Source organism: Cupriavidus sp. U2 (assembly GCF_009663685.2).
Taxonomy (GTDB): Bacteria; Pseudomonadota; Gammaproteobacteria; order Burkholderiales; family Burkholderiaceae; genus Cupriavidus; species Cupriavidus necator_C.
In genome coordinates, this window is sequence record NZ_RCOG02000027.1 from 372,440 (window position 1) to 397,264 (window position 24,825).

At 64.4% G+C, this 24,825-nt stretch carries 24 protein-coding genes; 17 read left to right on the forward strand and 7 right to left on the reverse strand.

The window, feature by feature from the left end:
• Window positions 1-155 precede the first annotated feature (155 nt).
• Window positions 156-1,064 carry a LysR family transcriptional regulator gene (locus tag D9X30_RS21280; RefSeq protein WP_153945895.1) on the reverse strand — a complete coding sequence of 303 codons (909 nt, stop codon included), beginning with the start codon at window positions 1,062-1,064 and terminating at the stop codon, window positions 156-158.
• A gap of 91 nt (window positions 1,065-1,155) precedes the next feature.
• Here D9X30_RS21280 and D9X30_RS21285 point away from each other — a divergent pair, with 91 nt between their 5' ends.
• Window positions 1,156-1,698, forward strand: coding sequence for a DMT family transporter (locus D9X30_RS21285; RefSeq protein ID WP_153945894.1), 543 nt, complete (start codon window positions 1,156-1,158; stop codon window positions 1,696-1,698).
• Here the strand turns inward: D9X30_RS21285 and D9X30_RS21290 are convergent.
• Window positions 1,695-3,665: a methyl-accepting chemotaxis protein gene (locus tag D9X30_RS21290; protein ID WP_228770753.1), complete on the reverse strand. Its 1,971-nt coding sequence runs from the start codon at window positions 3,663-3,665 to the stop codon at window positions 1,695-1,697. The two genes, D9X30_RS21285 and D9X30_RS21290, sit on opposite strands and share 4 nt — an antisense overlap.
• Window positions 3,666-4,613: 948 nt before the next feature.
• Between D9X30_RS21290 and D9X30_RS21295 the strand changes: the two genes are divergently transcribed.
• From D9X30_RS21295 to rfbG, 11 genes are all read left to right on the forward strand, one after another.
• Complete coding sequence (locus tag D9X30_RS21295; RefSeq protein ID WP_092599433.1) at window positions 4,614-4,934, forward strand: RNA chaperone Hfq; 321 nt, start codon at window positions 4,614-4,616, stop codon at window positions 4,932-4,934.
• A 270-nt stretch (window positions 4,935-5,204) separates the two neighbouring features.
• Window positions 5,205-6,461: a FliC/FljB family flagellin gene (locus tag D9X30_RS21300; protein ID WP_153945891.1), complete on the forward strand. Its 1,257-nt coding sequence runs from the start codon at window positions 5,205-5,207 to the stop codon at window positions 6,459-6,461.
• Between the two features lie 137 nt (window positions 6,462-6,598).
• Window positions 6,599-6,967 carry a flagellar protein FlaG gene (locus D9X30_RS21305; protein WP_153945890.1) on the forward strand — a complete coding sequence of 123 codons (369 nt, stop codon included), beginning with the start codon at window positions 6,599-6,601 and terminating at the stop codon, window positions 6,965-6,967.
• A gap of 64 nt (window positions 6,968-7,031) precedes the next feature.
• Window positions 7,032-8,501, forward strand: a complete 1,470-nt coding sequence (gene fliD / locus D9X30_RS21310) for a flagellar filament capping protein FliD (RefSeq protein WP_153945889.1) — start codon at window positions 7,032-7,034, stop codon at window positions 8,499-8,501.
• A gap of 24 nt (window positions 8,502-8,525) precedes the next feature.
• Window positions 8,526-8,963: a flagellar export chaperone FliS gene (gene fliS, locus D9X30_RS21315; protein ID WP_153945888.1), complete on the forward strand. Its 438-nt coding sequence runs from the start codon at window positions 8,526-8,528 to the stop codon at window positions 8,961-8,963.
• Window positions 8,964-8,983: 20 nt separating this feature from the next.
• Window positions 8,984-9,328, forward strand: coding sequence for a flagellar protein FliT (locus D9X30_RS21320; RefSeq protein WP_153945887.1), 345 nt, complete (start codon window positions 8,984-8,986; stop codon window positions 9,326-9,328).
• A gap of 98 nt (window positions 9,329-9,426) precedes the next feature.
• Window positions 9,427-10,770, forward strand: coding sequence for a flagellar hook-length control protein FliK (gene fliK, locus D9X30_RS21325; RefSeq protein ID WP_153945886.1), 1,344 nt, complete (start codon window positions 9,427-9,429; stop codon window positions 10,768-10,770).
• Window positions 10,767-11,033: an EscU/YscU/HrcU family type III secretion system export apparatus switch protein gene (locus tag D9X30_RS21330; protein ID WP_153945885.1), complete on the forward strand. Its 267-nt coding sequence runs from the start codon at window positions 10,767-10,769 to the stop codon at window positions 11,031-11,033. The genes fliK and D9X30_RS21330 overlap by 4 nt, the downstream gene beginning before the upstream one ends.
• Before the next feature lie 149 nt (window positions 11,034-11,182).
• Complete coding sequence (locus D9X30_RS21335) at window positions 11,183-13,423, forward strand: O-linked N-acetylglucosamine transferase, SPINDLY family protein (RefSeq protein WP_153945884.1); 2,241 nt, start codon at window positions 11,183-11,185, stop codon at window positions 13,421-13,423.
• Window positions 13,420-14,193, forward strand: coding sequence for a glucose-1-phosphate cytidylyltransferase (gene rfbF, locus D9X30_RS21340; RefSeq protein WP_153945883.1), 774 nt, complete (start codon window positions 13,420-13,422; stop codon window positions 14,191-14,193). Before D9X30_RS21335 ends, rfbF begins: the two co-directional genes overlap by 4 nt.
• Window positions 14,193-15,263 (forward strand): CDP-glucose 4,6-dehydratase, encoded by a 1,071-nt coding sequence (gene rfbG / locus D9X30_RS21345; protein ID WP_228770752.1) that lies wholly within the window; start codon window positions 14,193-14,195, stop codon window positions 15,261-15,263. The genes rfbF and rfbG overlap by 1 nt, the downstream gene beginning before the upstream one ends.
• Window positions 15,264-15,277: 14 nt before the next feature.
• On the opposite strand, the gene D9X30_RS21350 is transcribed toward rfbG, so the two are convergent.
• The 5 genes from D9X30_RS21350 to fliE all read right to left on the reverse strand — a co-directional run bounded on the left by D9X30_RS21350 (window position 15,278) and on the right by fliE (window position 19,018).
• The gene (locus D9X30_RS21350; protein ID WP_249641038.1) at window positions 15,278-15,766 is read right to left on the reverse strand and encodes an acyltransferase; all 489 of its coding nucleotides are present in this window, start codon (window positions 15,764-15,766) and stop codon (window positions 15,278-15,280) included.
• Entirely contained in the window at window positions 15,763-16,686 is a 924-nt protein-coding gene (locus D9X30_RS21355; RefSeq protein ID WP_153945882.1) for an NAD-dependent epimerase/dehydratase family protein, read from the reverse strand. The genes D9X30_RS21350 and D9X30_RS21355 overlap by 4 nt, the downstream gene beginning before the upstream one ends.
• 1 nt (window position 16,687) lies before the next feature.
• Window positions 16,688-17,254, reverse strand: a complete 567-nt coding sequence (locus tag D9X30_RS21360; protein ID WP_153945881.1) for a dTDP-4-dehydrorhamnose 3,5-epimerase family protein — start codon at window positions 17,252-17,254, stop codon at window positions 16,688-16,690.
• Between the two features lie 2 nt (window positions 17,255-17,256).
• Window positions 17,257-18,573 (reverse strand): lipopolysaccharide biosynthesis protein RfbH, encoded by a 1,317-nt coding sequence (gene rfbH / locus D9X30_RS21365; RefSeq protein ID WP_153945880.1) that lies wholly within the window; start codon window positions 18,571-18,573, stop codon window positions 17,257-17,259.
• 121 nt (window positions 18,574-18,694) lie between these two features.
• On the reverse strand, window positions 18,695-19,018 hold the full coding sequence (gene fliE / locus D9X30_RS21370; protein ID WP_153945879.1) for a flagellar hook-basal body complex protein FliE: 324 nt from the start codon (window positions 19,016-19,018) through the stop codon (window positions 18,695-18,697).
• 359 nt (window positions 19,019-19,377) lie between these two features.
• On the opposite strand from fliE, the gene fliF reads away from it, so the two are divergent.
• From fliF to fliJ, 5 genes are read left to right on the forward strand one after another with little or no spacing between them, the layout of a single operon-like run.
• Window positions 19,378-21,063, forward strand: coding sequence for a flagellar basal-body MS-ring/collar protein FliF (gene fliF, locus D9X30_RS21375; protein WP_153945878.1), 1,686 nt, complete (start codon window positions 19,378-19,380; stop codon window positions 21,061-21,063).
• Window positions 21,050-22,069, forward strand: coding sequence for a flagellar motor switch protein FliG (gene fliG / locus D9X30_RS21380; protein ID WP_153945877.1), 1,020 nt, complete (start codon window positions 21,050-21,052; stop codon window positions 22,067-22,069). Before fliF ends, fliG begins: the two co-directional genes overlap by 14 nt.
• Window positions 22,056-22,931 (forward strand): flagellar assembly protein FliH, encoded by an 876-nt coding sequence (fliH, locus tag D9X30_RS21385; protein ID WP_153945876.1) that lies wholly within the window; start codon window positions 22,056-22,058, stop codon window positions 22,929-22,931. Before fliG ends, fliH begins: the two co-directional genes overlap by 14 nt.
• Window positions 22,924-24,375, forward strand: a complete 1,452-nt coding sequence (fliI, locus tag D9X30_RS21390) for a flagellar protein export ATPase FliI (RefSeq protein WP_153945875.1) — start codon at window positions 22,924-22,926, stop codon at window positions 24,373-24,375. Before fliH ends, fliI begins: the two co-directional genes overlap by 8 nt.
• Entirely contained in the window at window positions 24,368-24,820 is a 453-nt protein-coding gene (fliJ, locus tag D9X30_RS21395; RefSeq protein WP_092599383.1) for a flagellar export protein FliJ, read from the forward strand. The genes fliI and fliJ overlap by 8 nt, the downstream gene beginning before the upstream one ends.
• Window positions 24,821-24,825 lie beyond the last annotated feature (5 nt).

Sequence of the window (24,825 nt, forward strand, 5' to 3'; positions counted from 1 at the left end):
TGGCAGATGAAGGCCCGGACGGGCTTCGCTGCTCTTTTGTCGGTGAAGGAGAGCCGCTATTTTAGGCGACTGCTGAAGACCGCGCTTGTCGATTCCCTTTCAACGCCCGCTTTTGGACCCGGAACCGAGGCCTGAAAGCGACACCATCATCACTTTTATGACAAGGATTCACAGCATGCGCGTACTGCTTGGCGCAACCAGCGGTGGGCGGGATCGGTGTCGCGCCGCGCATGCCAGGCCTGCTGAAATGGCACCGATGGCAGCGCCACGGGTGGCGCGAACGCGCGCAGCCCCGGCTGGGGCGGCGCGGCGGACAGCGTCCGGGCGGCCACCGTCAGGATCAGGTCGGTGCCGGCCACCACGTCCAGCGCCGCGCTCCAGTGCGGCAGGACCACCGCGACATGGCGGTCCAGGCCCGCTGCCGCCAGGGCGGCGTCGATATCGCTCGGCGCATCGAGCCGCATCGCCACCAGCACGTGGGGACGGGCCAGCCACGCCTCGCGCGCCAGGTCGCCGTGCGCGGGCAGCGTGGCGCGGTCCGCCACGCTGATGTAGTGGTCCTCGAACAGCAGGTCGACACAGATATCGCGCGGCAGATGCGGAAACACGCCCAGCGCCAGATCGATCTCGCCGTCGGCCAGCTTGGCGAGCATGGCTTCGCGGCTGGCCTGCACGGCGGCCAGGTCGATGCCGGGCGCCTCGCTCCGCAGTCGCCGCACCAGCGCCGGCAGAATGATGCGCGCGCCGTAGTCGGACAGCGCCAGGCGGAACGTGCGCCGGGACTGGGCCGGATCGAAGGCGGATGTGCGCAGCAGGCCGTTGAGCTGGCTCAGCGCATCTTCCAGCGGCGGCAGCAGTTCGCGCGCGCGCGCCGTCAGCACCAGGCCGGCGTCGCGCCGCACCAGCAGCGGATCGTCGAACAGGTCGCGCAACTGGGCCAGCGCGTGGCTGACCGCCGGCTGGCTCTTGTGCAGCCGTACCGCCGCGCGCGTGACGTGCTGCTCCGTCAGCAACGCGTGCAGCGTCAACAGCAGGTTCATGTCGAGGCGGCGCAGGTCATCCATGCGGCGAATGTCTCAGGTAAGGATTGCGAATTTCCCTGGCGGCCCAGCCGCGGGCACCATGGGTGCTTCGTTCTTGAACCGGAGACTTTACATGACGGCACCTTTGGCCACGCCGCTGGCATCCACCTGGATGCTGATGGGCATCGCGCTGCTTGCCGGCGCCATGATCCCGTTCCAAGCCGGCACCAACGCCACGCTGGGCCGCTTGCTCGGCCATCCGCTGTGGGCCACGGTGCTGTCCCTGCTGCTGAGCTTGCTGGTGGTACTGCCGGTGCTGTGGGGCACGCGGGCGCCACCGCCGGCGCTGGCCGGCGCCCTGCACGGGCCGTGGTGGCAGTGGATCGGCGGCGTGTTCGGCGTGATCTACATTACGGCCGCGCTGATCCTGGCGCCCCGTGTGGGCACCGCGAACTTCATCGTCGGCGTCGTGGCCGGCCAGGTGCTGGCTTCGCTGCTGATCGATCACCTCGGGCTGGTGGGGCTCCCCAGCCGGCCCGTCACCTGGATGCGCCTGGCCGGGGTGGGACTGGTGCTGGCCGGGATGGCAGTCATGCAATGGCAGCCATCGGACGTGGCCACGCAAGCAGACGGCGCCGCGTCTGGCGCCGCCTCGCTGCGCAACCACCAGCGTTAAAACGTTTCCCAGTCGCCGGTATCGGCTGTTGCCGGGGTCGGCGCGGCGGCGGGCCGACGGCGGGCCGGCGTGGCCAGCACGGGTTCCTTGCGCTGATGCGTCACCGGCGAGCGCGGCGCGGCCGGCCTGGCGCCGTGGCGCGACAGCACCGGCTCGGCCTTGGCCTTGCGCTGCACGGGCGGCCGCGTCGCGGCGGGCACGGCGGCCACGCGGGTCGGCGCCCGCGCCGTCACCGGCGCCTGTGCAGCCACCGGGGCCGGCCTTGCAGGCTGGACCGGCTTGGCTGGCTTGACCGGCAAGGCCCGCTTCACCGGCTCGGCGGCGGGCGCGGGCAATGCCCGGGCTGGCTTTGCAGGAATGACGCGCGCAGGCCTGGCGACCGCCACCGCGGCGGCGCGCGGCGTTGCCGGGTGCCGCGCGACGGGCTCAGCGGTTGCGATGCCGCCCTGCCCCAAGTCGAACCGCGCCACCTCGGTCACCAGGCCGCCGGCCTGCTGCAGCAGGCTTTCGGCCGCTGCACTGGCTTCTTCGACCAGCGCGGCGTTCTGCTGCGTCACGCTTTCCATCTGGGTAATCGCCAGGCTCACCTGTTCGATGCCGGCGGTCTGCTCTTCGCTGGCCGACGAGATCTCGCCCATGATGTCGGTCACGCGGCGCACGGCGGTCACGATGTCGTCCATCGTCTTGCCGGCCGCCTCAACCTGTTTGGCGCCGTCCTGCACCTGGCGCACGGACCCGTTGATCAGCTCGCCGATTTCCTTGGCCGCCGACGACGACCGCTGGGCCAGGCTGCGGACTTCGGCCGCCACCACGCTGAAGCCCCGGCCCTGCTCGCCGGCGCGAGCGGCTTCCACGGCCGCGTTCAGCGCCAGGATATTGGTCTGGAATGCGATGCCCTCGATCACGCCGATGATTTCGGACACGCGGGCCGACGACTTCGAGATCCCGTCCATCGTATCCACCACGCTGCGCACCGCGCGGCCGCCTTCGGTGGCCACCTCGGACGCGTTGACGGCAAGCTGGTTGGCCTGCCGCGCGTTCTCGGCGTTCTGGCGCACGGTCGATGTCAACTGTTCCATCGATGCAGCGGTCTGCTCCAGCGAGGCCGCCTGCTCTTCGGTACGCTGCGACAGGTCGGTGTTGCCACTGGCGATTTCGCGGGCGGCGGTATCGATCGAACCGGCTGCCTGCTGGATGCCACGCACCAGCGTGCCCAGCTGCCCGAAGGCACGCTCCAGTGCGCCGAGCATGCGGCCCATTTCGTCCTGGCTGCGCACCTGGATCGCGTGGCCAAGCTGGCCCTGCGCCAGCGCCTCGGCCGCATCCAGCGCCTGGTGAGCGGGACGCGTCACCGAGCGCGCCAGTCCGATGCCAAGCAGTGCAGCGATGACGGCAGCCACGGCCGACATGCCGATCAGCACGTTGCGCGTGAAGACATACTGCGCCGAGGCCTCGTCGACCGCCGCCATGGCCATCTTGCGGCCCAGTTCGGCGGCGGCATCGAGACTGTCGAAGTACGCCGCCTGGGCCGCCGGCAGGGTCACCACCAGCCCGGCACGGGCGCCATCGAAGGCGCCACCACGCAGTTGTTGCATGACGAGGTCGAGCTGGCCGTTGTAATTGGCGCGCACCTGCATCAGTTGCTCAAACCTGGCACTGGAATCGGCGCTTGCGGAAGCCCGCATGACCTTGCCCAGATCTTCGAGCGTGGCGCTGACCTGTTCCCGGATCTTGCCGATCTTCTCGGCGTTCTGCTCCGCCAGCGCCGGGTCTTCCGTCAGGGCGGCGTCGCGCACCAGGATGCCGATCGTCAGCACCCGCTCCTTGGCCAGTTTCAGATCCAGCACGCGCAACAGCCGTTGTTCCACGGCCTGGTGCATCGCGTCGTTCATGCCGCCCAGCGCCCTCACGCCTACCGTGGCCACCACGGCCAGCAGCACCACCACCACGGCGAATGCCAGCGACATCCGCGCGCCGATCCCCATTTTCCGCAAGCCCATGACTTCGTACCTTTCGTCTGTCGGGTTGTATTTGTACGCGCTACGTCCGCCCGAGGAGGGGCGTCGCACGGCACGGTAACGGCGGGCCGCACGCTGCACTTGAGCGAATAAATGAAATGGGGGGAAAAGTCGCTGCTCTTCCACAAATTGGGGGCGCAGCGCATGGCGTCTAATTGCCTGAGGCACTTCGATCCCGTCGCAAATGGACGGGCGAGGCAGACTGCCGGAACGGCGGATTGCATCGAAGGATGCGGGCTCAAAAAAAAGAAGCCCACGCGCGGGGTGCTCGTAGGCTTTCAGGACTGCTATGAAGGGACCGGCTGTACCCGGTCCCGAACCGCGAATATAAACCTGCTTACATGAGGTGTAAATCGCGTTTCTATCAGGGATTCCCCTGATGGCGGGTGTAACGAGTGCGTCACTCGCATGCCAAAAGTGATGCAAGAAGACACTTTTAGACTTATCGATGAATTACGGACGCTTCCCGGAAACCTTTAGCTGGCGCGGGTTGTGGAGAATGAGCCAGTCGCGGCGAGCCTCAGCCGATCGATATGTGCTACACAAATCACAAAAGTGCGGCAACTAAATAAGTAGAGCAAATCCTCTAGGCCCAGCCCCGCAGGGGGTTCGTCAACACTTGTAAAACTTTGTTACTCTCCCGCCTGAAGTATTCCCCTTCTCTCCTGGCAGAGACGACCCCACCGGGTAGCAGGGCAGCGTCCATCACTTCCCTCGAACGCCTGTCCGCTGCAATCATGTCGTCGTGTCCCTGCACCGGTTCCGAGAGCGAATGTTTCAATTCTCGCCGCGATCAGGCTGCAGTAACCGTCACTTTTAGTGCGACGGCACGCAAAGTCCCTGGTCATCGGACCGTTGTCAGCCGCCAGAACCCTCGCGGGCTCTTCCGGAGAAGTTGTGAAGAAGGAAATCAAGGCTCCCAGACCCAGCAGAAAGCTGCAGCAGTTGCAGTTCGCCGCGCACAGCGCCAGCCGTGCCGCGGTGGTCGTGCATCTGTCGAATGGCACGCGGCTCAATGGCATCGTGCTGGCGTCGGACAATTACATGATCCTGCTCGGGCGGACCGCCGAGGATCCCACTCCGACACTGATCTACAAGCGCGCCATCACGGTGGTGACGCCCGCCCACGCGTCGACCGACGCCGTGGCGATGCTGGACGCCGACGTATCGCCGGATTTCGTGCGGATCTTCATTCCGCGCACCCGCAAGCGCCGCTGACCGCCCGGCCCGCCGCGGGGCTGGCCGCCGCCGGCGGCATCGTCTCCGCCTCTCTATATATAGCAGGCCACAACGGGCCCCATGGCGGGCAGGGCCGCCGCCATACACCAGATCGGCCCACGCCCGCAGCACGCGCAAAAGTCACTCTAAAGTCTTCTCACCCACGGTCGATAACCTTTGCAACGGAGGCACTCTACGCCCTGCACTGCAGGCAGCCAACGTTACGGCACCCGCCGGAATGCCTAAAACATTGCAAATAGGAGTCGTACCATGGCGCAAGTCATTAATACCAACTCGTTGTCTCTGATGACGCAGAACAACCTGAACGCATCGCAGTCGTCGCTGAACACGGCGATCCAGCGCCTGTCGTCGGGTCTGCGTATCAACAGCGCAAAGGACGATGCAGCCGGCCAGGCCATCGCCAACCGTTTCACCGCCAACATCCGCGGCCTGACGCAAGCTCAGCGCAACGCCAACGACGGCATCTCGCTGGCGCAAACGACGGAAGGCGCGCTGACGGAAGTCAACAACAACCTGCAACGTATCCGTGAACTGTCGGTCCAAGCCGCCAACGGCTCGAACTCGTCGTCCGACCTGAAGTCGATCCAGGACGAAATCACCCAGCGTCTGTCGGAAATCGACCGTACCTCGGCTCAGACCGACTTCAACGGCGTGAAGGTGCTGTCGTCGGCTGCCAAGCCGCTGACGATCCAGGTTGGCGCCAACGACACCGAGACGATCTCGATCAACCTGTCGGAAATCAGCTCGAAGACGCTGGGTCTGCAAACGTTCAGCGTGTCGGGCCCGCAAGCTACGGGTAGCTTCTCCTTCGACGGCACCGCGGCTTCGGCCGCCAGCGAAAAGCCGACCGCCGCTCAACTGCAAAACCTCTACGGTTCGACCACCGCCGTCACGCAGACGACGGTTGGCGAAAAAGTCACCGACGCCCTGTCGACCAAGCTGGGCCTGGCCGCCGGTGGCGCCGTGCTGACCGGCAATGCCGTGGCAGACAAGAACGGCACGCTGTTTGCGGAAGTCGCCATCAAGACGCAGTCGGCTGGCGAAGCTTCCTCGCTGCAGAATCAGGGCTTCAGCGACGCCGCCTGGAACACCGGAACTAGCACCGGCAACACGGTCTATCGTTACGTTGCTCTGGACCCGCAGTCCGCCGACACGACCACGGCCGCTACGACGGCTGCCTTCACGGTTGACACCTCGAAGATCTCGGTTTCCGACCTGCAAAAGGGTACGACTGCCAGCCCGCTGGCCGCTATCGACGCAGCCCTGAAGAAGGTTGACGACCTGCGCAGCTCGCTCGGCGCCGTGCAGAACCGTTTTGACTCGGTGATCGCCAACCTGGGCACGACCGTGACGAACCTGTCGTCGTCGCGTTCGCGCATCCAGGACGCAGACTACGCAACGGAAGTGTCGAACATGACCCGCGCGAACATTCTGCAACAAGCTGGTACGTCGGTTCTGGCCCAGGCCAACCAGACCACGCAAGGCGTGCTGTCGCTGCTGCGTTAATCGCACCGCCGCGTTCCGCAGGAAACCAGGCCCTTGGGCCCGGTTTCCTGCGGAGTGCTAGGCAAGCGGACTACCGCTTGCCTAGCACTTCCCCCTGACGCATCGCTCGTCATTGCCCGCACCAGAGAGACCGGACCATGAGCATTTCCGCCGCAGCCGCCGTCACCCTGTCCGCTGCCGTGTCGCAGCAAGCCGAAGTCATCACGCCCGCCGGGGTTCCCAACAAAATCCCGCAAGCAGCCGTGGATAACGCGCCCGCCGGCGATGCCAGCCGCGAGGCGCTGCCAAAGGACATGACGGCCGCCGTCAGCGAATTGCGCGATGCACTGCGCACCACGCCGTTCGGCCTGCAATTCGAGATCGACGATGTGACCCACAAGGTCATCACCAAGGTCGTGGATCGTGAAACCGGCGAGGTCATCCGCCAGTTGCCGTCGGAAGAGATGGTGCGCATCGCCCATGCGCTGAACAAGCTGCAGGGGTTGCTGGTGCGGCAATCGGCATAAAGCACCGGAAGAACCCGAAGACGTTCGACGATCGAAACACCCCCGCAAGCATCGAGGCAACAGCATGACATCCGTCTCCTCCCTTGGCATCGGTTCCGGCCTGCAACTGAACACACTGCTGGACCAGCTCACCACCGCGGAAAGCGCACCGCTCACCCAGATTCAGAGCCAGCAGTCGTCCTTCCAGGCAAAGCTCTCCGCATACGGCACGCTGCAAAGCGTGCTGTCTGCATTTCAATCGACGGCAAGCAAGCTAGGAAGTGCCGCCACGTTCCAGGCCGTGAAGGCCAGCGCGAGCAACACCGCCGTGATGACCGTGGCCACGAGCACCAGTGCCGCGGCGGGCTCCTATGCGATCAACGTGACCGGCCTGGCCCAATCGCAATCGCTGGTGAGCGTCGGCGTGGCCAAGCAGGACGCCGCAGTGGTGACCGGTACCCTGCCGGCCACGCTCACGTTCGACTTCGGCACCGTCACGGGCTATGACAGCACCACCGGCGCGTACAACCCCCCGGGCTTCAACGCCACCGCGGGTTCGACCAAGACGGTGACGATCGACAGCAGCAACAACTCGCTGCAAGGTATTCGCGACGCGATCAACAAGGCGAACATTGGTGTGACCGCCAGCCTGGTCAACGATGGCAGCGGCACGCCCTATCACCTGGTGATGACCTCGACGAACACCGGTGCGGCCAATAGCATGCGCATCTCCAGCAGTTCGGCCGATCTGCAGAACCTGATCGGTTTCGACCCGGCAGCGATGAATGCGAGTACGGCCACGACGGCCAATGGCGTACGCCAGACCGTGCGCGCCACCGATGCCACCCTGACCGTGAACGGCATCGCCGTAATCAGCGCCAGCAACACGGTGAAGGAAGCGGCTCAGGGCGTGACGATGACGCTGTCGCAAACCGGTACGACCAACCTGACCGTGACGAGCGACACCGACTCGATGAAAGCCGCCGTCAATGCGTTCGTGTCGGGTTACAACAACCTGCAAGCCGCAGCCAACCAGCTCACCGCGTTCGACACCTCGGCGGGCACCAACTCGCCGCTGACCGGCGACAGCGTGCTGCGCAACATCCAGACGCGCCTGCGCGGCCTGATGAACACGCCGCAATCCGGCGGCGCCTACACAATGCTGTCGCAGATCGGGGTCTCGTTCCAGAAGGACGGAACGATGTCCGTGAACGACACCAAGCTCTCCGCGGCGTTGGCCAGCAATCCGGGAGGCGTCGCGCAACTGTTCGGCGGCGATGGCACCAAGGGTGGCATCGGGCGCCAGATTGATTCGACGATCTCCGGCTTCTCCGATACCAACGGCATGCTCAAGAGCGCGCAGGACGGTATCAACCAGACGCTCAAGGATCTCAGTGCGCAGTACGCGAGCGAGCAAAGTCGCATCAACGACACGATCGCCAACTACCGCACGCAGTTCACGGCACTCGACTTGGCGGTGTCGCAGATGAACCAGACCAGTTCATACCTGACGCAGCAGTTCAGCGCCATGAACGGTACGAGCAGCAAGAAGTAACATCAGCCAACAGCAGGAGTCCACATGTTCGCGCGCCGCAGTGCCGTCAATACCTACGCCCAGGTGGGCGTCGAAACCGGAGCCATGAGTGCCAGCCCGCACCAGCTGATCGTCATGCTCTACGACGGGGCGCGCGCCGCGATCGCCCGTGCCAAGTTCCACATGGCCGGTGGCGACATCGCCGCCAAGGGCAACGCCATCTCCAAGTCGATCGACATCATCGACAACGGCCTGCGCGCCGTGCTCGATCACAATGCCGGCGGCGATGTTGCCGCCGATCTCGAACGGCTCTACGACTACATGTCGCGCCAGCTGATGCTGGCCAACCTGCACAACGACGAGGCCCTGCTCGCTCAGGTCGACGGCCTGCTGCAGGATCTCGCCAACGCCTGGGCGCAGATCAGCAACCCGGCCGCCAACGGCGAGCAGGGTGCCCCGCAGCCGATGGTTGCCAACTCGTAATCCTCCGAGGAGCTGAGACGATGTACTCCAATATGCCTGCCAATGCCTCGGTCATCCAGATCTACGAGGAGCTCGTCCTGCTCTCCGAGCAGATGCTCGAAGCCGCCCGTCATGACAACTGGGACGCGATGACGGAAGTCCAGCGCGTGTACGTGGCCCAGGTGGACGCACTGCGCAGTAAGAACCCGCCGCCGCCCGCGACGCTGCAGGAACGCATGCAGCATCAGGCGCTGTTGGCCAGGCTGCTCGCGCACGACGCCGCGATTCGCGACCTGGTCATGCCGCAACTGCAACGCCTGGGGGAACTGCTCGGCAATGCGCGCCGCCGCCGCGGCGTCAACGACGCCTACGGCGTCTCCGCGTAAGAGGCTCCTCCGAAACGTATCCGCGCGAGACGCCTGTCCTGCCCCACTGCAGGCCTTGAGTGCAGACTTGCGCGGCGCCCCGCGTCGCGGCCCGTTCCATGTCCATACCGATTCATACCCAACCCGACGCAGGCCAGCTTGCGCGTAACGACCTGCTGACGCAGCGAACGGCCCTAGCGGTAGACAAACTGGCCGCGCTGATGCCGGTCCAGGACACGAACGAAGCCAATTCGCGTGACACCAGCACCGATCTCGGCACCACGGGCCGCGTGCCTGGCGCACGGCCGGGCGATGCGGCGGCTGGAAACGCCGCCGGCACCATTGTCACCTCCACGCGCGAAACACTGAGCTTTGCCGCGCGCACGATTCTCTACCTGCTCGCGAATGCCGACGGCGAGACCGCCGCACTAAAGGCGGCAGCGCCACTCGCCACGCGCACGGAGATGCAATCCGCACCGCTGCTGGCCACCAAGCTGGCCGGCGTGGTCGATCAAAGCGGCATGTTCTACGAAGCGCATCTTGCCGAGTGGGTGAGCGGCGCACGCCCACTCAAGGACATCGCGCGCGAGCCACAGGCCATGCTGGCGTGTGCCGCCGCCGGTGGCGCGGCAGAACAGACTCATGCGGACGAACCGCTGCGCCAGTTGCTGGCCCTGCCCTATTCGCCACGCGCCGCCGATGCGGCCCGCGCGGCGATGCTTGCAGCCGGTGGCTTGCCCGATGCACCGGACGGTGAAACCGCCGGCCGCAATGGTAACCCTGCACAGGGCTCGGCGGGGACGAGCACCGGGGGCAACATGGCGGCCAATCGCGCCGCGGAAGTCTCGTCCTTCGGCCGCCACCCACCCGTCACCCGTACGATCACCGTCGGCCAGCCGATTCCAGCCCCCGAAGGCGCACGTACGCAACTGCTGCAAGCCGCCCAGTCCTACGCTAACGTCGCACACGCAGGCGAACCGGTGCGCGCCTCACTACTGCCCTCTCACGCACCGGCATCCGAGCCGGCCGCCGGTGCGCCGCCCGCGCCGCCGCAAGGGCCGGTCGTGCATCCCGCGACGGAAAGCCTGATGCGCCAGCAGCTCGAACTCATGGCCGCCCAGCAGTTCCGCTGGCAGGGCGAGGCCTGGTCCGGCACCCAGATGAATTGGGAAGTCTCGCCGGCTCTGGTCGACGAAGATGGGTCGGGCGCACCGCATCAGGCGCGAAGCTGGACCACGCGGCTGATCGTGCAGATGCCCGGCATGGGCATGGTCGAAGCCAACCTGACGCTATCGCCATCGATGCTCGACGTGCGCGTCAACGCATCGCTGGACGATACGATCACGCGGCTCAGCGCCGCGATTCCGGACCTGCACGGCCGGCTCGCGGCCAGCGGCTTCACCGTGGGCAATATCACGGCCCGTGCCGACGCAACATCCATGGAAAACGGAGCCTCGACATGACCGACGCATCGCGTGGCGCGGCGGTTGCGCTGTCCTACGAGGAAGGTGAGAAGGCCCCGCGCGTGGTGGCCAAGGGCTACGGCGTGACCGCAGAGTCGATCATCGCGCGCGCGCAAGAGGCCGGCGTCTACGTCCACAACTCGCCGGCGCTGGTCAACCTGCTGATGCAGGTGGACATGGATTCACAGATTCCGCCCCAGCTCTATCTGGCCGTGGCGCAGTTGCTGGCGTGGCTGCATCAGTTGGAGAATGCGGCCACCTGAAACGACCGGCGATTACGCAGCAAGGTGGCGACGATTTCACCCTCTGTTCTGACCATTGCGGCGGTCCGAATACGGATATGGTGGCAGCATGGCCAAGGCTCGAGCGCGAGCTTTGCAAATCTCCTCCATAGCCGTCAGCCGGCAACCGAATGAAAGTACAAGCCAGCCGTCAGTCGCACCAGGCAAAGCAAACTGAGCAGCTGCTCCGCGATGCATGGCAATGTTTTCACGAAGCACGCTTTGAAGAAGCCGACAGATACGCGACGGCGGCACAGAAGCAGAACAGGAAAAACCCTGTCGCGTACTTCATCCGCGCCACGGCCGCCCTGCATCAACACCGGTTTTCGGACGCAGAGGCGTTGCTACGGGAGGGACTGGGGTACTTTCCGGAGCATGAGCTTCTGAGTGAACAACTTGGCGTCACTCTGATCAAGACTGGAAGATATCCGGAAGCAGAATCGATACTATCCCGTTGCGTCGCCAGCAGCTCGCCATCTGGTACCGCATGGATTAACTATACGAACGTCCAATTTCAGCTATCGAACTATGCTGCCGCCAAACATGCGGCGCAACGCGCACTCGCCATCTTTCCCGACGATGCACAGGTGCTTAGCAATTACGGATCCACGCTGCTGCATACCGGCCTTGCGCGCGAAGCTATTGAACAGTTCCGGAAGGCTTGCAAGCTTTCGCCGGCAGATCATGCCGCTCGATCAAACCTGCTCTACGCACTATTGTTCGATGACGAATTGAGTGCCGTCGACATTCGCCAGGAAGCGGAAGAGGCGGGCCGGCACTTCGTACGCTATCCGACCGCGTCAACGCAGCCAGCAAAGCAGCGATCAACCGTTAGGCTACGACTAGGCATACTGTCCGCCGACTTCAATCGGCACGCCTGCGCCTACTTCCTGATTCCACTCCTGGCCAATATCGATCATCGAAAATTTGATGTTCATCTTTTCTCGATTGGCCGGGAGAAGGATCGGATCACTGAAAAGCTTGGACACTATGCGGACATGTTCCATGATCTTTCCGGGCTGTCGGCTCAGCAGGTCGTGGAACACATTCAAACCGTCGACACGGATGTTTTGATCGATCTCGGCGGCCATACCCGCCTGTCGCCGCTCAGGTACATGGCCAGTCAGCTTGCGCCCTCGCAGGTGACGTGGCTCGGCTATCCGGGAACCACAGGCGTTGACGAAGTCCAGTACCGCATCAGCGACTGGACCGCCGACCCGGAAGGCGCAGACGACGCCTACACCGAAACCCTGCTGCGAGCGCCTGAAGTCTTCTGTACGTACCATCCATTGGTGAGCGCCCCGCTGGACATCTACGCAGACCGCTATCGCGTTCGGCCCACGCCCGCGTTGGGCAGTGGCTTCATTACCTTCGGCTCTTGCAACACCATCTCCAAGCTGACGAGCCAGACCCTGCAGCTCTGGAGCGCCGTCCTTGCCAATTGCTCGAGTAGCCGGCTGCTCGTGGAAGCACACGGTCTCGACAACGAATCTGTCAAGCAGACCCTGCTGGAACGGCTGGCACTGGCAGGAATCGATACAGATCGAGTGGATCTGGTCACGCGCGACAGTCGCAACCAGTATCTGACTTACCATCGGATCGATGTGGCCCTGGACACCACTCCGATGACTGGCGGCACCACAACTTGTGATGCACTTTGGATGGGGGTTCCCGTTATCACACGCGAAGGTGCCGCATTCCACCGTCGAATTTCCGCGACCATCTTGCGTGCCGTCGGGCTGCAGGCGCTGGTCTGCGCATCCGATCAAGAGTATGTCGAACGGGCTGTTCAACTGGCCAGCGATATCGGTTTCCTGAATGACCTTCGACTGTCATTGCGCCAACGGTTCGAGAAGGCGCCGATCTCGGATGCGGCAGGGTTCAGCCGATGGTTCGAGCACACGATCGCGGGATTGGTCGACTGCGGAGAAGCCTCGCAGCCGGAGGTTCCACACGACGAGCGTCCAATCTTCTTTGGCGGCGAACTCCACCAACTGGGAGACATCATCGCGGCCGTTGGCGCCCTGCTGGCGAAACACGAGCATCCCCAACTGCTCAGCCTGCTCGAAAACGTGACAAGCGTCTGGCACCGACACTGGCTGGTTGCCTATGCGATGGCGGAGGTGCATCACGAGAAGGGCGAATGGGACGAGTCCCTGGCGCTGCTGATCGAAGCAATCGGACTGCGCAGCTATTCACTGCCGCTCTATCGTCTGCTTAGCGCGCGCATGGATGCGTACCAGATCGACAAGTCCGCACTGAAGGAACTCCTGGCCAACTCGTTTGGGATCGAGCTTTCGCATCTCGACCAAAGCCCGGTGCCAACGCCCTTCGACATTCTTGGTTTGACCCTTGAGCCAGCACGCACATGAAAGCCGTCATCCTTGCGGGCGGCCTTGGCACGCGTATCGCCGAGGAATCGCATCTGCGTCCCAAACCGATGATCGAGATTGGCGGCAAGCCAATCCTCTGGCACATCATGAAGATGTACTCCGCACACGGCGTCAACGAGTTCATCGTTTGCCTGGGCTACAAGGGGTACATGATCAAGGAGTACTTCGCAAACTACTTCCTGCATACGTCGGACGTAACGTTTGACATGTCTACCAACGGCATGGAAGTGCATTGCCAGAAGGCCGAGCCTTGGCGGATAACACTCGTGGACACCGGCGAGGATTCCCAGACAGGTGGGCGTCTGCGCCGCGTGCGCCAATACCTGCCCCCCGGCGAGAGCTTCTGCTTCACCTATGGCGATGGCGTGTCCGATATCGACATCAGCGGCGAGATTGCCTTCCACAAACGCCACGGACGCTGGGCCACGGTGGGTGCCGTGCAGCCGCCTGGCCGCTATGGAGCACTGGAGCGCACGCGCGAAGGCATGGTGTCCGGCTTTACCGAAAAGCCCCGCGGTGACGGCGGATGGATCAACGGTGGGTTCTTCGTATTGCAGCCGGAGGTCATCGACTTGATCGCGGATGACAAAACGGCGTGGGAGCAGGCGCCAATGGGCGAGCTTGCCAAGCGTGGCCACCTGCTGGCCTTTGAACACTCGGGATTCTGGCAACCGATGGATACCCTTCGCGAGAAGAACCTGCTAGAGGATCTGTGGCAATCGGGCAAAGCCCCCTGGAAACAGTGGTAATGGGAATGCTGGAATGTTATCGAGGGAGTGACGTCTTCCTCACCGGGCACACGGGATTCAAGGGCGGCTGGCTGGCACTTTGGTTGGCACGGCTGGGGGCTCGCGTGACCGGCTATTCGCTGCCTGCCGCGACAGATCCCTGTCTGTTCGACGTTGCCCAGATCGGCCAGACGCTGCACAACCAGCATTTCGCCGATATTCGCGATGCGTCCGCGCTCACGGCTGCCATGCAAGCGGCAAGGCCCAAATTCGTTTTTCATCTGGCAGCGCGGCCCCTCGTCCGGCAAAGCTACCAGACGCCCCTGGACACCTGGTCCACCAACGTCATGGGTTGCGTGCATCTGCTGGAAGCCGTGCGAGTGTGCCCATCCGTTCGGGCGGTCGTGGTTGTCACCACCGACAAGTGCTACGACAACCACGAATGGGTCTGGGGGTATCGCGAAACAGACCCCCTCGGCGGGCACGATCCCTACAGCGCGAGCAAGGCAGGAGCAGAACTCGTCGTCTCCAGCTATCGCAAGTCGTTCCTCGCGGCATCGGACCAGCGTATCGCCAGTGCCCGGGCAGGCAATGTGATAGGCGGTGGTGACTGGTCGGAAGACAGGCTGATTCCCGATGCAGTTCGGGCGATCACCGCGCGTCACACGCTCCGCATACGCAACCCCGGCGCTACCCGTCCATGGCAGCACGTTCTGGAATCACTGAACGGCTATCTGCTGCTTGGTGCACGACTTGTCGGCGAGGATGGCGCCCGATTCGCGGATGCGTTCAACTTCGGGCCGAGCGCGGCGGACAATCGCACGGTGAGTGACGTCTTGCAAGGTCTCAAGATGAACCTGCCGGGCCTGAGCTGGGAATTGGATGGCACCTCGAGCACCAGTCAGCCTCACGAAGCGGCCTTCTTGTACCTCGACTCATCCAAATCTACCCGGTCGCTGGGCTGGAAGCCGCGATGGGACCTGGATCGCGCGCTAGCGGAAACGGCCAGATGGTATGGCTCCGTGCAAGACAAGCCTGCCACGGCACGCGCACTCTGCGAATCCCAGATCGAGGAATTCAGCGCCATATAATTGGTGGACCTTCCCTACTCCCGATACTTGATGATCCGGGCGGGACTTCCCGCGATGACGGCGTAGTCCGGCCAATGGCCCTTGATAACCGTGCCTGCACCCACAACGGTTCCCATGCCAAGGCGCGTGCCATCAAGCAAGACGCAATTGGCACCAATCCAGCAGTCGTCGCCAATGTCGATGCCGCCGCGCGAAGGCATGAATCGCTGATCGATGATGGAGCGGGCCTTCTCACGGTACTCGTGGTTGGTAGGGGCCAGCGTGGTGTTGGCGGCGATCAAGACACCACGGCCTATCTTCACACCGTTTCCCGAGTAGATGACAACGCCGGAGTTCAGGTAGGCATGCGCTCCGATCTCGACATCGCCGCCCCCCCCCGCAAACTTAATCTTTACAAAGCTGTCCACGGTGACATGGTCGGCAACCCTGACCATGTTGCCGCGCACAGAGCTTTCAATGTCTGCCAGCGGCGAGACCTTCGCGAGCGCCGATATCTCGTTCACCTGACAACTCCGCCAAGATGTTCCACCACGCACCGCAGGAACTTGGCCATGCGCGACGACATGACCGGCTCGTCCACTTCGGACGGCCAATGGTTTGAGAAGAATCGGTATGGCGTCTCAGTCGATCCAGTTCGTGCTTCCGCACCGACGCCACCGAGGCTCACATCAATCGTTCGGTCCAACGTTTGGCCCGCGACCTCCGCGCATAGTCTCGCGAGGTCCCCCATCCTCCACGGCTGCCCTGACACGTGCGTCAGTTCCGGCAGTTGATCCTTGAGTGCTGCCCGGACCGCACCGGTTAATTGTTCGAGCGAAACGTAGCTGCGCACCGGCGATCCATCGGACAGCAGTCGGATTGATCCATCGCGGACTGCTTGCCGCGCAAAATCGAATGGCGCAAGCGACCATCGAGCGAACGTGTGCCATGACGCCGGGACTCCATACAGATTGGTCAGTCGCAGCACCGTCGCGCGCATGCCGACTTGTCGCGCGTACATCCGTACCATCTGTTCAGCGGCGAGGTGCGTCATGCCGTAGTCGGTAGCCGGCACCGGCTGGCATTGTTCGTCGATCTCGCCGGCAGGCGATCCGTACACGTGAAACGTCGACAAGTAGACAACCCGGCCCACCCTGGCGTGGGAAAGCGCCGTCAGCAAGGCCCTCGTTGCCGTAACGTTTGCTGTCCACGCCGACACCGGATCCATGCGGCAGCCAACCTCATGGGCCGCCGCCGCGTGGATGCACGCATCAACCTGAGGCAGACGCAGCTCGGCAATGGCCTGCGGATTCAATAGATCGAGCCGAATGGCATCCTCCGGGCGGCGGCCTGCGGTCATCACTTCGATGCCATCGGCCCGCAGCGTTTGCAGCACTGCAGCTCCCGCATAACCCGAAGCTCCGGTCAGGATCACGCGCGCCATATCAGGCAATTCCAAAATCGGATCGTGGCAGGTAGTCGGCCATCGCAGGAAGCGCCTGGTCTCGCGCGGACATGATCGCAGTTGTCACACCTGGCCCATCCTCCCACCAGTCTATGCCGACACTGTCTGCATGGATGCCTGCGTCCAGCGCCGGATCGTGCTCGGACGACACCAGGTACCACATGGCGGTACCGTCGCGATGGGCGGCAAAGCCATGTGCGATGCCTCTCGGCAAGTACAGTACAGCGGGATCCTCGGCCCTGAGCATCACGCTGACACTGACGCCAAATGTCGGCGACCCGCGCCGCAAATCGGTGAAACCGTCGCGTGCGCAGCCACTGAGACAGCTTACGAGCTTGGCATGGTCCTTGGGAGGCCGCTGAAAATGCATCCCGCGGATGACCCCTGCATTCGACGTCGAAACAAAGGACTCGGCAAACCGGGCTTCCAAGGCGTGTGACGCGAGTGTGGAGCCCTGGAACAGCTTGAGAAAATCACCTCTGGCATCTTCATGTCGATCGACTCTGAGCAGATAGCATCCGGAAATAGCCAGCGGCTGAAGAATCATGCTCAGAATCCGATTCCGAAGAACTGCTCCAGCTTTTCGCCGACAAAGTCGAGCATCGATTCGGACAACCCAGGGTAGATGCCAAGCCAGAACGTATCGTTCATGACGATGTCCGAATTGGTCAGGTCCCCGACCACCCGATAGTTGCGGCCCTGCATATAGGGCTGTCGAGTCAGATTGCCGGCGAACAGCAGTCGGGTGCCGATCCGGAACTGGTCCAGATAAGTCACCAGGTCGGTACGGCGTACGCCTGCCTCCGGCCGCAACGTGACCGGAAATCCAAACCACGACGGATCGGACCCGGGCGTGGCTTTCGGGAGAATCAGCGCCTCGCTGCATGCGGCAAGGCGTTCCTTGAGGAAGCCGAAATTGTGACGACGGGCAGCGATGAACCCTTCAGCCCGCTCAATCTGTGCCAGGCCGCAAGCGGCCTGCATATCGGTGATCTTGAGGTTGTACCCGAGGTGTGAGTACGTGTACTTGTGGTCGTACCCTTCCGGCAATGCGCCGAGCTTCCAGCAGAATCGCCGGCCACAGGTATTGTCCTTGCCCGGTGGGCAATAGCAATCGCGTCCCCAGTCACGAAACGACTCGGCGATGACCTTGAGCGTGTCATTGTTGGTAAAGACTGCGCCCCCCTCTCCCATCGTGATGTGGTGTGCGGGGTAGAAGCTCAACGTCGCAATATCGCCGAACGTGCCGACGAGCTGCCCACCATATGTCGCGCCAAGCGCATCGCAGCAATCCTCCACCAGCCACAGTCCATGCTTCCGACAGAGGGCGGTAACCACTTCAAGATTGAATGGGTTGCCCAGCGTATGCGCCAGCATGATCGCCTTGGTGCGCGGCGTAATGGCGGCCTCGATACGGCTGGCGTCAATATTGTAGGTGCCCATTTCCACATCCACGAAGACAGGCACCGCACCACATTGAATGATTGGATTCACCGTCGTCGGGAATCCCGCCGCCACTCCGATCACTTCGTCACCGGGACGGATCGCGCGATAGCCCAGCCGGGGAGATGTCAGCGTCGCAAAGGCCACCAGATTAGCCGACGACCCCGAATTGACCGTCAGCACATGACGCACGCCAAGCAACTTGCCCAGTCGCTGCTCGAAAGCGTCGTTGAAGCGGCCAGTGGTCAGCCACGCATCGAGCGATGCCTCAACCATCGACTTCATCTCGGCAGCACCCACGACCTTGCCCGACGGAGGGACTGGAGTCTGGCCCGGCTGGAATGCTGGCGTCTCGCTTTCGACAAGCGCGGCGTACTCATCGACGAGACCCGCAATCCGTGCGCGCAGTTGTTCCTTGCTCATTCCCGATACTTTTGCTGTTTGCCCGTTCCACATCGGGCCAGGTCATCTCAGCTGAGGCCACCGATGTCACATGCCAAAGACCGACGCATGAGTTGCATTCGATCCGTCGAACCTACCCTTCTCACACGACCATATTCATCATTTCCTGATACGCAGCCGCCAGGCGGTTACGGACCTGCACGGTGGTCTGGAACGAAATGTTGGCCTTCTGCATGTCGATCATCACGTCGTTGAGCGACACGCCGGGCTTGCCCACTTCAAAGGCCTCGGCCTGGCCGTAGGCGCGTTCCTGGGTGGCGTTCAGGCGTTGCAGCGAGCGTTGCAGTTCGCCTGCAAAGCCGGCCGTGGCAGCCGAATTCGCGGCCTGGGAGGTGGTTCCGCCGCCAGCCACCTGCGCCAGGCCGCGCAGTTGGTGGAGCATGCCCTCGATGGAAGAAATGGTCATGGCACGTACAGGTTGGTCAGTCGGGACAGGATCAATGTGACGAAAGCGCTACTCGCCATCCTGTTTCAGCCCTCGCACTGTACTGGCCGCCTGCCTCCTTCCAAAGGCTGAAATCGGCGGAAAAACATCGCCTATTCAGCCGATTGTTCCTCGCCCGTCTGCCCGATCATCGCTACCGTGCCGGATCTGGCGGATCGACGCGTTTCTTGTCTCGCCGCCTGACTCCATGGGATTCAACTAACGCGGGGAGTGCGCGTGTTTTTTCAGCAGCGTAAAGTGAGCCGTGCCGAGATGATTAACGGCAGCGAAGGCCTGAGTGGTAAGGGCAGGGAATGCCCGGCCAAGCCGGAGACGCGCGCATGAACGCGGCCGCCACCCTGCCGAACGGCGCGGCCCTGGTCGAAAAGCTCAAGGGCAATCCGCGTCTGCCCCTGATGCTGGGCGGCGCGGCGCTGGTTGCCGCCATTGCCGTGGGCGTCATGTGGTCGCGCCAGCCGGACTACAAGGTGCTGTACACCAACCTGTCCGAGCGCGACGGTGGTGCAGTGATCCAGTCGCTGCAGCAAATGAACGTGCCGTACAAGTTCGCCGAAGGCGGCGGCGCCGTCATGGTGCCGGCCGACAAGGTTGCCGAGACGCGCCTGCGCCTGGCCAGCCAGGGCCTGCCCAAGAGCGGTACCACGGGCATGGAACTGATGGACAACCAGAAGTTCGGCATCAGCCAGTTTGCCGAGCAGGTGAACTACCAGCGCGGCCTGGAAGGCGAGCTGGCCCGTTCGATCGAATCGATCGGCGCCGTGCAGTCGGCCCGCGTGCACCTGGCCATCCCCAAGCCCACGCTGTTCGTGCGCGAACGCCAGAAGCCCACCGCGTCGGTGGTGCTGCAGCTCTACCCGGGCCGGGCCGTTGACGAAGGCCAGGTGGCCGCGATCACGCACCTGGTGTCGTCGAGCGTGCCCGAACTGACCCCGAAATCGATCTCCATCGTCGACCAGCACGGCAACCTGCTGTCCGGCAGCAGCGACCGTTCGATGGACGCCACCCAGCTCAAGTTCGTGCAGCAGGTGGAACAGAGCTACGTCAAGCGCGTGGAATCGATCCTGGCTCCGATCCTCGGCAAGGACAACGTCCACGCCCAGGTCACGGCCGATATCGACTTCTCGTCGGTCGAACATACCGACGAGAGCTTCAAGCCGAACCAGGATCCGACCAAGGCGGCCATCCGCAGCCAGCAGACCAGCGAATCGAACCAGCAGGGTGGTTCCGCCGTGGGTGGCGTGCCCGGCGCGCTGTCCAACCAGCCGCCGGCCGCCGCCGTGGCCCCGGTCACCACGCCGCAGCCGCCGCGCCAGCCCGGCCAGCCGAACGCGCCGGCCCAGGCGCAGCCCAACCAGGCCACGCAGACCGCCGAAAAGACCGGCCCGAGCAGCAACCGCCGCGACGCCACCACCAACTACGAGCTCGACCGTACCGTGCGCCACGTGCAGCAGGCGCCGGGCGGCGTGAAGCGCCTGTCGGTGGCCGTGGTGGTGAACTACCGCAGCAAGGTCGACGCCAAGGGCAAGCCGGTCACCGAGGCGCTGTCCGCCAAGGAACTGGCCCAGATCGAGAACCTGACCAAGGAAGCGATGGGCTTCTCGGCCGATCGCGGCGATTCGCTGAACGTGGTCAACAGCCCGTTCACGGCCGACAACAAGACGGAACCGGAACTGCCGCTGTGGAAGCAGCCGCAGATAATCGACCTGGCCAAGACCGGTGTCGGCTACCTGCTGCTGGCCCTGCTGGCGATGTTCCTGTGGTTCAAGGTGGCGCGCCCGGTGCTGCGCAAGTACACCACGCCGGCCCTGCCTGCCACCATCGAGGCCACGGACGCCACCGCAGCCGAAGCCGCGCTGCCGCCGCCGGAAGAGGAAACCAATCCGGAAGTGCTGCGCCTGGCCGCGAAATATGAAAGCGATCTCGCCCTGGTGCGTGACGCCGCGCAACGCGACCCGCGCCTGGTCGCCAGCGTAATCAAGACCTGGATGGCAAATGACGAAGGCTAACGCTAGCAAGGGAGCGGCCGACAAGGGCCTGCAGAAGAGCGCCATCCTGATGATGGCGGTGGGCGAGGATTCGGCCGCCGAGGTGTTCAAGCACCTGTCGCCGCGCGAAGTGCAGCAGCTGGGCTCCGCCATGGCCAACCTGTCGGCCGTGACCCGCGAGGAAATGGCCGAGGTGCTGGCCGAGTTCCGCGGCGAGACCGAGCAGTACCTGGCCCTGAACGTCGATTCGAGCTCGTTCATCAAGAGCGTGCTGAACAAGGCGCTGGGCGAGGAGCGCGCGCTGTCGGTGATCGAGGACATCCTGGAATCGCGCGACCCGGGCGGTGGCATCGATTCGCTGAACTGGATGGAAGCCAACACGGTGGCCGAACTGATCAAGGACGAACACCCGCAGATCATCGCCACCATCCTGATCCACCTGGACCGCCAGAAGTCGTCCGAAGTCCTGGGCTTCTTCACCGAACGCCTGCGCAACGACGTGGTGCTGCGTATCGCCACGTTCGGCGGCGTGCAGCCGGGCGCGCTGCAGGAACTGACCGACGTGCTGACCAAGCTGCTGGCAGGCCAGAGCCTGAAGCGCAGCCGCATGGGCGGTGTCCGCACGGCGGCCGAGATCATCAACCTGATGAGCACGGCCCACGAGGAAGCGGTGATCGACGGCGTGCGTTCGCACGACGCCGACCTGGCGCAGAAGATCATCGACGAGATGTTCCTGTTCGAGAACCTGATGGAAGTGGACGACCGCGGCATCCAGCGCGTGCTCAAGGAAGTGGCCACCGAATCGCTTATCGTCGCGCTCAAGGGCGCGCAGCAGGAACTGCGCGACAAGTTCATCCGCAACATGTCGACGCGTGCCGGCGAAATGCTGCGCGAGGACCTGGAAGCCCTGGGTCCGGTGCGTGTGTCGCAGGTCGAGGCCGAACAGAAGGCCATCCTGCAGGTGGTGAGACGCCTGGCCGAGGCCGGCGAAGTCCAGATTGGCGGAGGCGACGATGCCTACGTTTGAACGCGGCTTTGCCGCAGGCCGCGGCCCGGGCCGTGGCGATCCCGGGTTCTTTGGCGCGCCCAGCGCGCCCCAGGGCGCCGGCGGTCTTTCGGAAAAGCAATCCGGCGGGCTCTCCGGTGGACTCACCAATGTCCACCGCAGCGACGAAGACTTCCAGGGTTTCGAGGCGCCCGTGCGATCGAGCCTGGGCGGCGACGCCTGGAAACGCTGGCAGCCCGAATCGCTTGACCCGCGCGACGCCCTGAAGAAAGCGCTGGCCGCGCAGTTGCCGGTCGAGCCCCCGCCCCCGCCGCCGATCGACTTTGCCGCGCTGGACGCCATGCGCGACGGCGCACGCAAGGAAGGCTATGCGCAGGGCTACACCCAGGGCCAGACCCAGGGCTACGGCGACGGCCACCGCGAAGGCTATGCCCGCGGGCTGGAATCGGCCCGCAGCGAAGCCGCCCGCCTGCACGAACTGGCCGGCAACTTCCGCGACGCGCTGGGCCGTGTCGATACGGAGATCTCCGACGCGCTGATTTCGCTGGCGCTCGACGTGGCACGCCAGCTGGTGCGCAAGACGATGGAAATCGACCCGGCCGCGCTGGTGCCAGCCGCGCGCGAACTGATCAACGCCGAACCGCCGCTGTCCGGCGCGCCCTGCCTGCTGCTCAACCCCGAAGACGTGGCGCTGGTGGAAACCCACCTGAAGGGCGAACTCGAAGCCGCCGGCTGGACCGTGCGCGCCGATGCCACCGTGGCGCGCGGCGGCTGCATCGCCAGCGCCGCCAGCGGTGAACTCGACGGCACGCTGGCCACGCGCTGGGAGCGCGTGATCAAGGCCCTGGGCCGCAACGATCCGTGGGAGCCCCCGCATGCATGATTCCCAGGCCACGGCGCCAGACACCGCCTCCGCTGCAGCCCATACCGGCCGCTGGCGCGATGCGCTGGCCACCGCTTCGTCGAACATCGCCGAGATCGACAGCAAGCGTGCCTGCGGCCGCCTGACGCGTGCCGCCGGCCTGGTGCTGGAAGCCGTGGGTCTGCGCATGCCCGTGGGCAGCGACTGCCTGATCGAACTGCCGGGCGGCCAGCATTCGCATGGCGGCCCGCGCACGGCCGAAGCCGAAGTCGTGGGCTTTGGCGCCGATCGCCTCTACCTGATGCCGCAATCCGACGTGGCCGGCCTGGTGCCGGGCGCCCGCGTCTATCCGCTGGAACCGTCGCCGCTGCCCAGGGGCGTGAGCGCCCCGCGCGAGCCGGGCTCCAAGCGCCTGCCCGTGGGCGATGGCCTGCTGGGCCGGGTGCTGGACGCGGCCGGACGTCCGCTTGACGGGCTGGGCCCGATCACCGCCGCCAGCGAAGTGCCGCTGTCGGGCGCGCAGATCAACCCGCTGATGCGTGCTCCGATCGAAACGGTGCTCGATACCGGCGTGCGCGCCATCAACGGCATGCTGACCGTTGGCCGCGGCCAGCGCATGGGCCTGTTCGCAGGCTCCGGCGTGGGAAAGTCCGTGCTGCTGGGCATGATGGCCCGCTACACGAACGCCGACGTGATCGTGGTTGGCCTGATCGGCGAACGCGGCCGCGAAGTGAAGGAATTCATCGAGAACATCCTCGGCGAGGAAGGCCGCAAGCGATCGGTGGTGGTGGCCGCGCCGGCCGATTGCTCGCCGCTGCTGCGCATGCAGGGCGCCGCCTACGCGACGCGCCTGGCAGAGTATTTCCGCGACAAGGGCCAGCACGTGCTGCTGATCATGGATTCGCTGACCCGTTACGCGATGGCCCAGCGCGAGATCGCCCTGGCCATCGGCGAGCCGCCGGCCACCAAGGGCTATCCGCCATCGGTGTTCGCCAAGCTGCCGACGCTGGTGGAGCGCACCGGCAACGGCCCCGAAGGCGGCGGCTCGATTACCGCCTTCTATACCGTGCTGACCGAAGGCGACGACCAGCAGGACCCGATTGCCGATTCGGCGCGCGCCATTCTCGACGGCCATATCGTGCTGTCGCGCAGCCTGGCCGAAGCGGGTCACTATCCGGCCATCGACGTGGAAGCGTCGATCAGCCGTGCCATGACCGCCTTGATCGAACCGCCGCAATTTGCCTCCGTGCGGCGATTCAAGCAGTTGATGTCGCGCTACCAGCGCAATCGCGACCTGATCAGCGTGGGCGCCTACGTGCCCGGCAACGATCCGGAGCTGGACCTCGCGATCCGCCTGCATCCGCGCATGGAGGCATTCCTGCAGCAGGACATCCACGAGCGCGCCGGCTACGAGGTGTCGATCGCCCAGCTGCACGCGACCATCGGAGCAACCCACCATGGCTAAGACATCGCCGATGCACACCCTGGCCGACATCGCCCAGGACAACACGGACAAGGCCACGCGCGAGCTGGGCCGGCTGCAGGGCCTGCGCACGCAAGCCGAGCAGCAGCTGCACGCGTTGACCGAGTACCGTCACGAGTACCGCGCCCGCATGCAGGTCATTGCGGCCGAAGGCATGACGTCCAGCCGCTGGCAGGATTTCTCGCGCTTTCTCGACTCGCTCGACCATGCCATCCGCCAGCAGACCGCCGCGCTGGACAAGGCCGAGGCCGACCTGCTGGCCGGCCGCGCCAACTGGCAACAGCAGAAGCGCCGCCAGAATTCCTTCGACACGCTGATCACGCGTGCCGAAGTGCGCGAACAACAGATCGCCACACGCCGCGAACAGCGGGCCAACGACGAATACGCGGCCCGCATCGCACGCCAGCCGGCGAGCGGCCAGAACTGACCTGC

Excerpts from the sequence above, each read along its gene's own strand:
- D9X30_RS21280 (WP_153945895.1), bottom strand. The coding sequence starts at position 1,064 with ATGGATGACCTGCGCCGCCTCGACATGAACCTGCTGTTGACGCTGCAC.
- D9X30_RS21285 (WP_153945894.1), top strand. The coding sequence starts at position 1,156 with ATGACGGCACCTTTGGCCACGCCGCTGGCATCCACCTGGATGCTGATG.
- D9X30_RS21290 (WP_228770753.1), bottom strand. The coding sequence starts at position 3,665 with ATGTCGCTGGCATTCGCCGTGGTGGTGGTGCTGCTGGCCGTGGTGGCC.
- D9X30_RS21300 (WP_153945891.1), top strand. The coding sequence starts at position 5,205 with ATGGCGCAAGTCATTAATACCAACTCGTTGTCTCTGATGACGCAGAAC.
- D9X30_RS21305 (WP_153945890.1), top strand. The coding sequence starts at position 6,599 with ATGAGCATTTCCGCCGCAGCCGCCGTCACCCTGTCCGCTGCCGTGTCG.
- fliD (WP_153945889.1), top strand. The coding sequence starts at position 7,032 with ATGACATCCGTCTCCTCCCTTGGCATCGGTTCCGGCCTGCAACTGAAC.
- fliS (WP_153945888.1), top strand. The coding sequence starts at position 8,526 with ATGTTCGCGCGCCGCAGTGCCGTCAATACCTACGCCCAGGTGGGCGTC.
- D9X30_RS21320 (WP_153945887.1), top strand. The coding sequence starts at position 8,984 with ATGTACTCCAATATGCCTGCCAATGCCTCGGTCATCCAGATCTACGAG.
- fliK (WP_153945886.1), top strand. The coding sequence starts at position 9,427 with ATGTCCATACCGATTCATACCCAACCCGACGCAGGCCAGCTTGCGCGT.
- D9X30_RS21330 (WP_153945885.1), top strand. The coding sequence starts at position 10,767 with ATGACCGACGCATCGCGTGGCGCGGCGGTTGCGCTGTCCTACGAGGAA.
- D9X30_RS21335 (WP_153945884.1), top strand. The coding sequence starts at position 11,183 with ATGAAAGTACAAGCCAGCCGTCAGTCGCACCAGGCAAAGCAAACTGAG.
- rfbF (WP_153945883.1), top strand. The coding sequence starts at position 13,420 with ATGAAAGCCGTCATCCTTGCGGGCGGCCTTGGCACGCGTATCGCCGAG.
- rfbG (WP_228770752.1), top strand. The coding sequence starts at position 14,193 with ATGGGAATGCTGGAATGTTATCGAGGGAGTGACGTCTTCCTCACCGGG.
- D9X30_RS21355 (WP_153945882.1), bottom strand. The coding sequence starts at position 16,686 with ATGGCGCGCGTGATCCTGACCGGAGCTTCGGGTTATGCGGGAGCTGCA.
- D9X30_RS21360 (WP_153945881.1), bottom strand. The coding sequence starts at position 17,254 with ATGATTCTTCAGCCGCTGGCTATTTCCGGATGCTATCTGCTCAGAGTC.
- rfbH (WP_153945880.1), bottom strand. The coding sequence starts at position 18,573 with ATGAGCAAGGAACAACTGCGCGCACGGATTGCGGGTCTCGTCGATGAG.
- fliE (WP_153945879.1), bottom strand. The coding sequence starts at position 19,018 with ATGACCATTTCTTCCATCGAGGGCATGCTCCACCAACTGCGCGGCCTG.
- fliF (WP_153945878.1), top strand. The coding sequence starts at position 19,378 with ATGAACGCGGCCGCCACCCTGCCGAACGGCGCGGCCCTGGTCGAAAAG.
- fliG (WP_153945877.1), top strand. The coding sequence starts at position 21,050 with ATGACGAAGGCTAACGCTAGCAAGGGAGCGGCCGACAAGGGCCTGCAG.
- fliH (WP_153945876.1), top strand. The coding sequence starts at position 22,056 with ATGCCTACGTTTGAACGCGGCTTTGCCGCAGGCCGCGGCCCGGGCCGT.
- fliI (WP_153945875.1), top strand. The coding sequence starts at position 22,924 with ATGCATGATTCCCAGGCCACGGCGCCAGACACCGCCTCCGCTGCAGCC.
- fliJ (WP_092599383.1), top strand. The coding sequence starts at position 24,368 with ATGGCTAAGACATCGCCGATGCACACCCTGGCCGACATCGCCCAGGAC.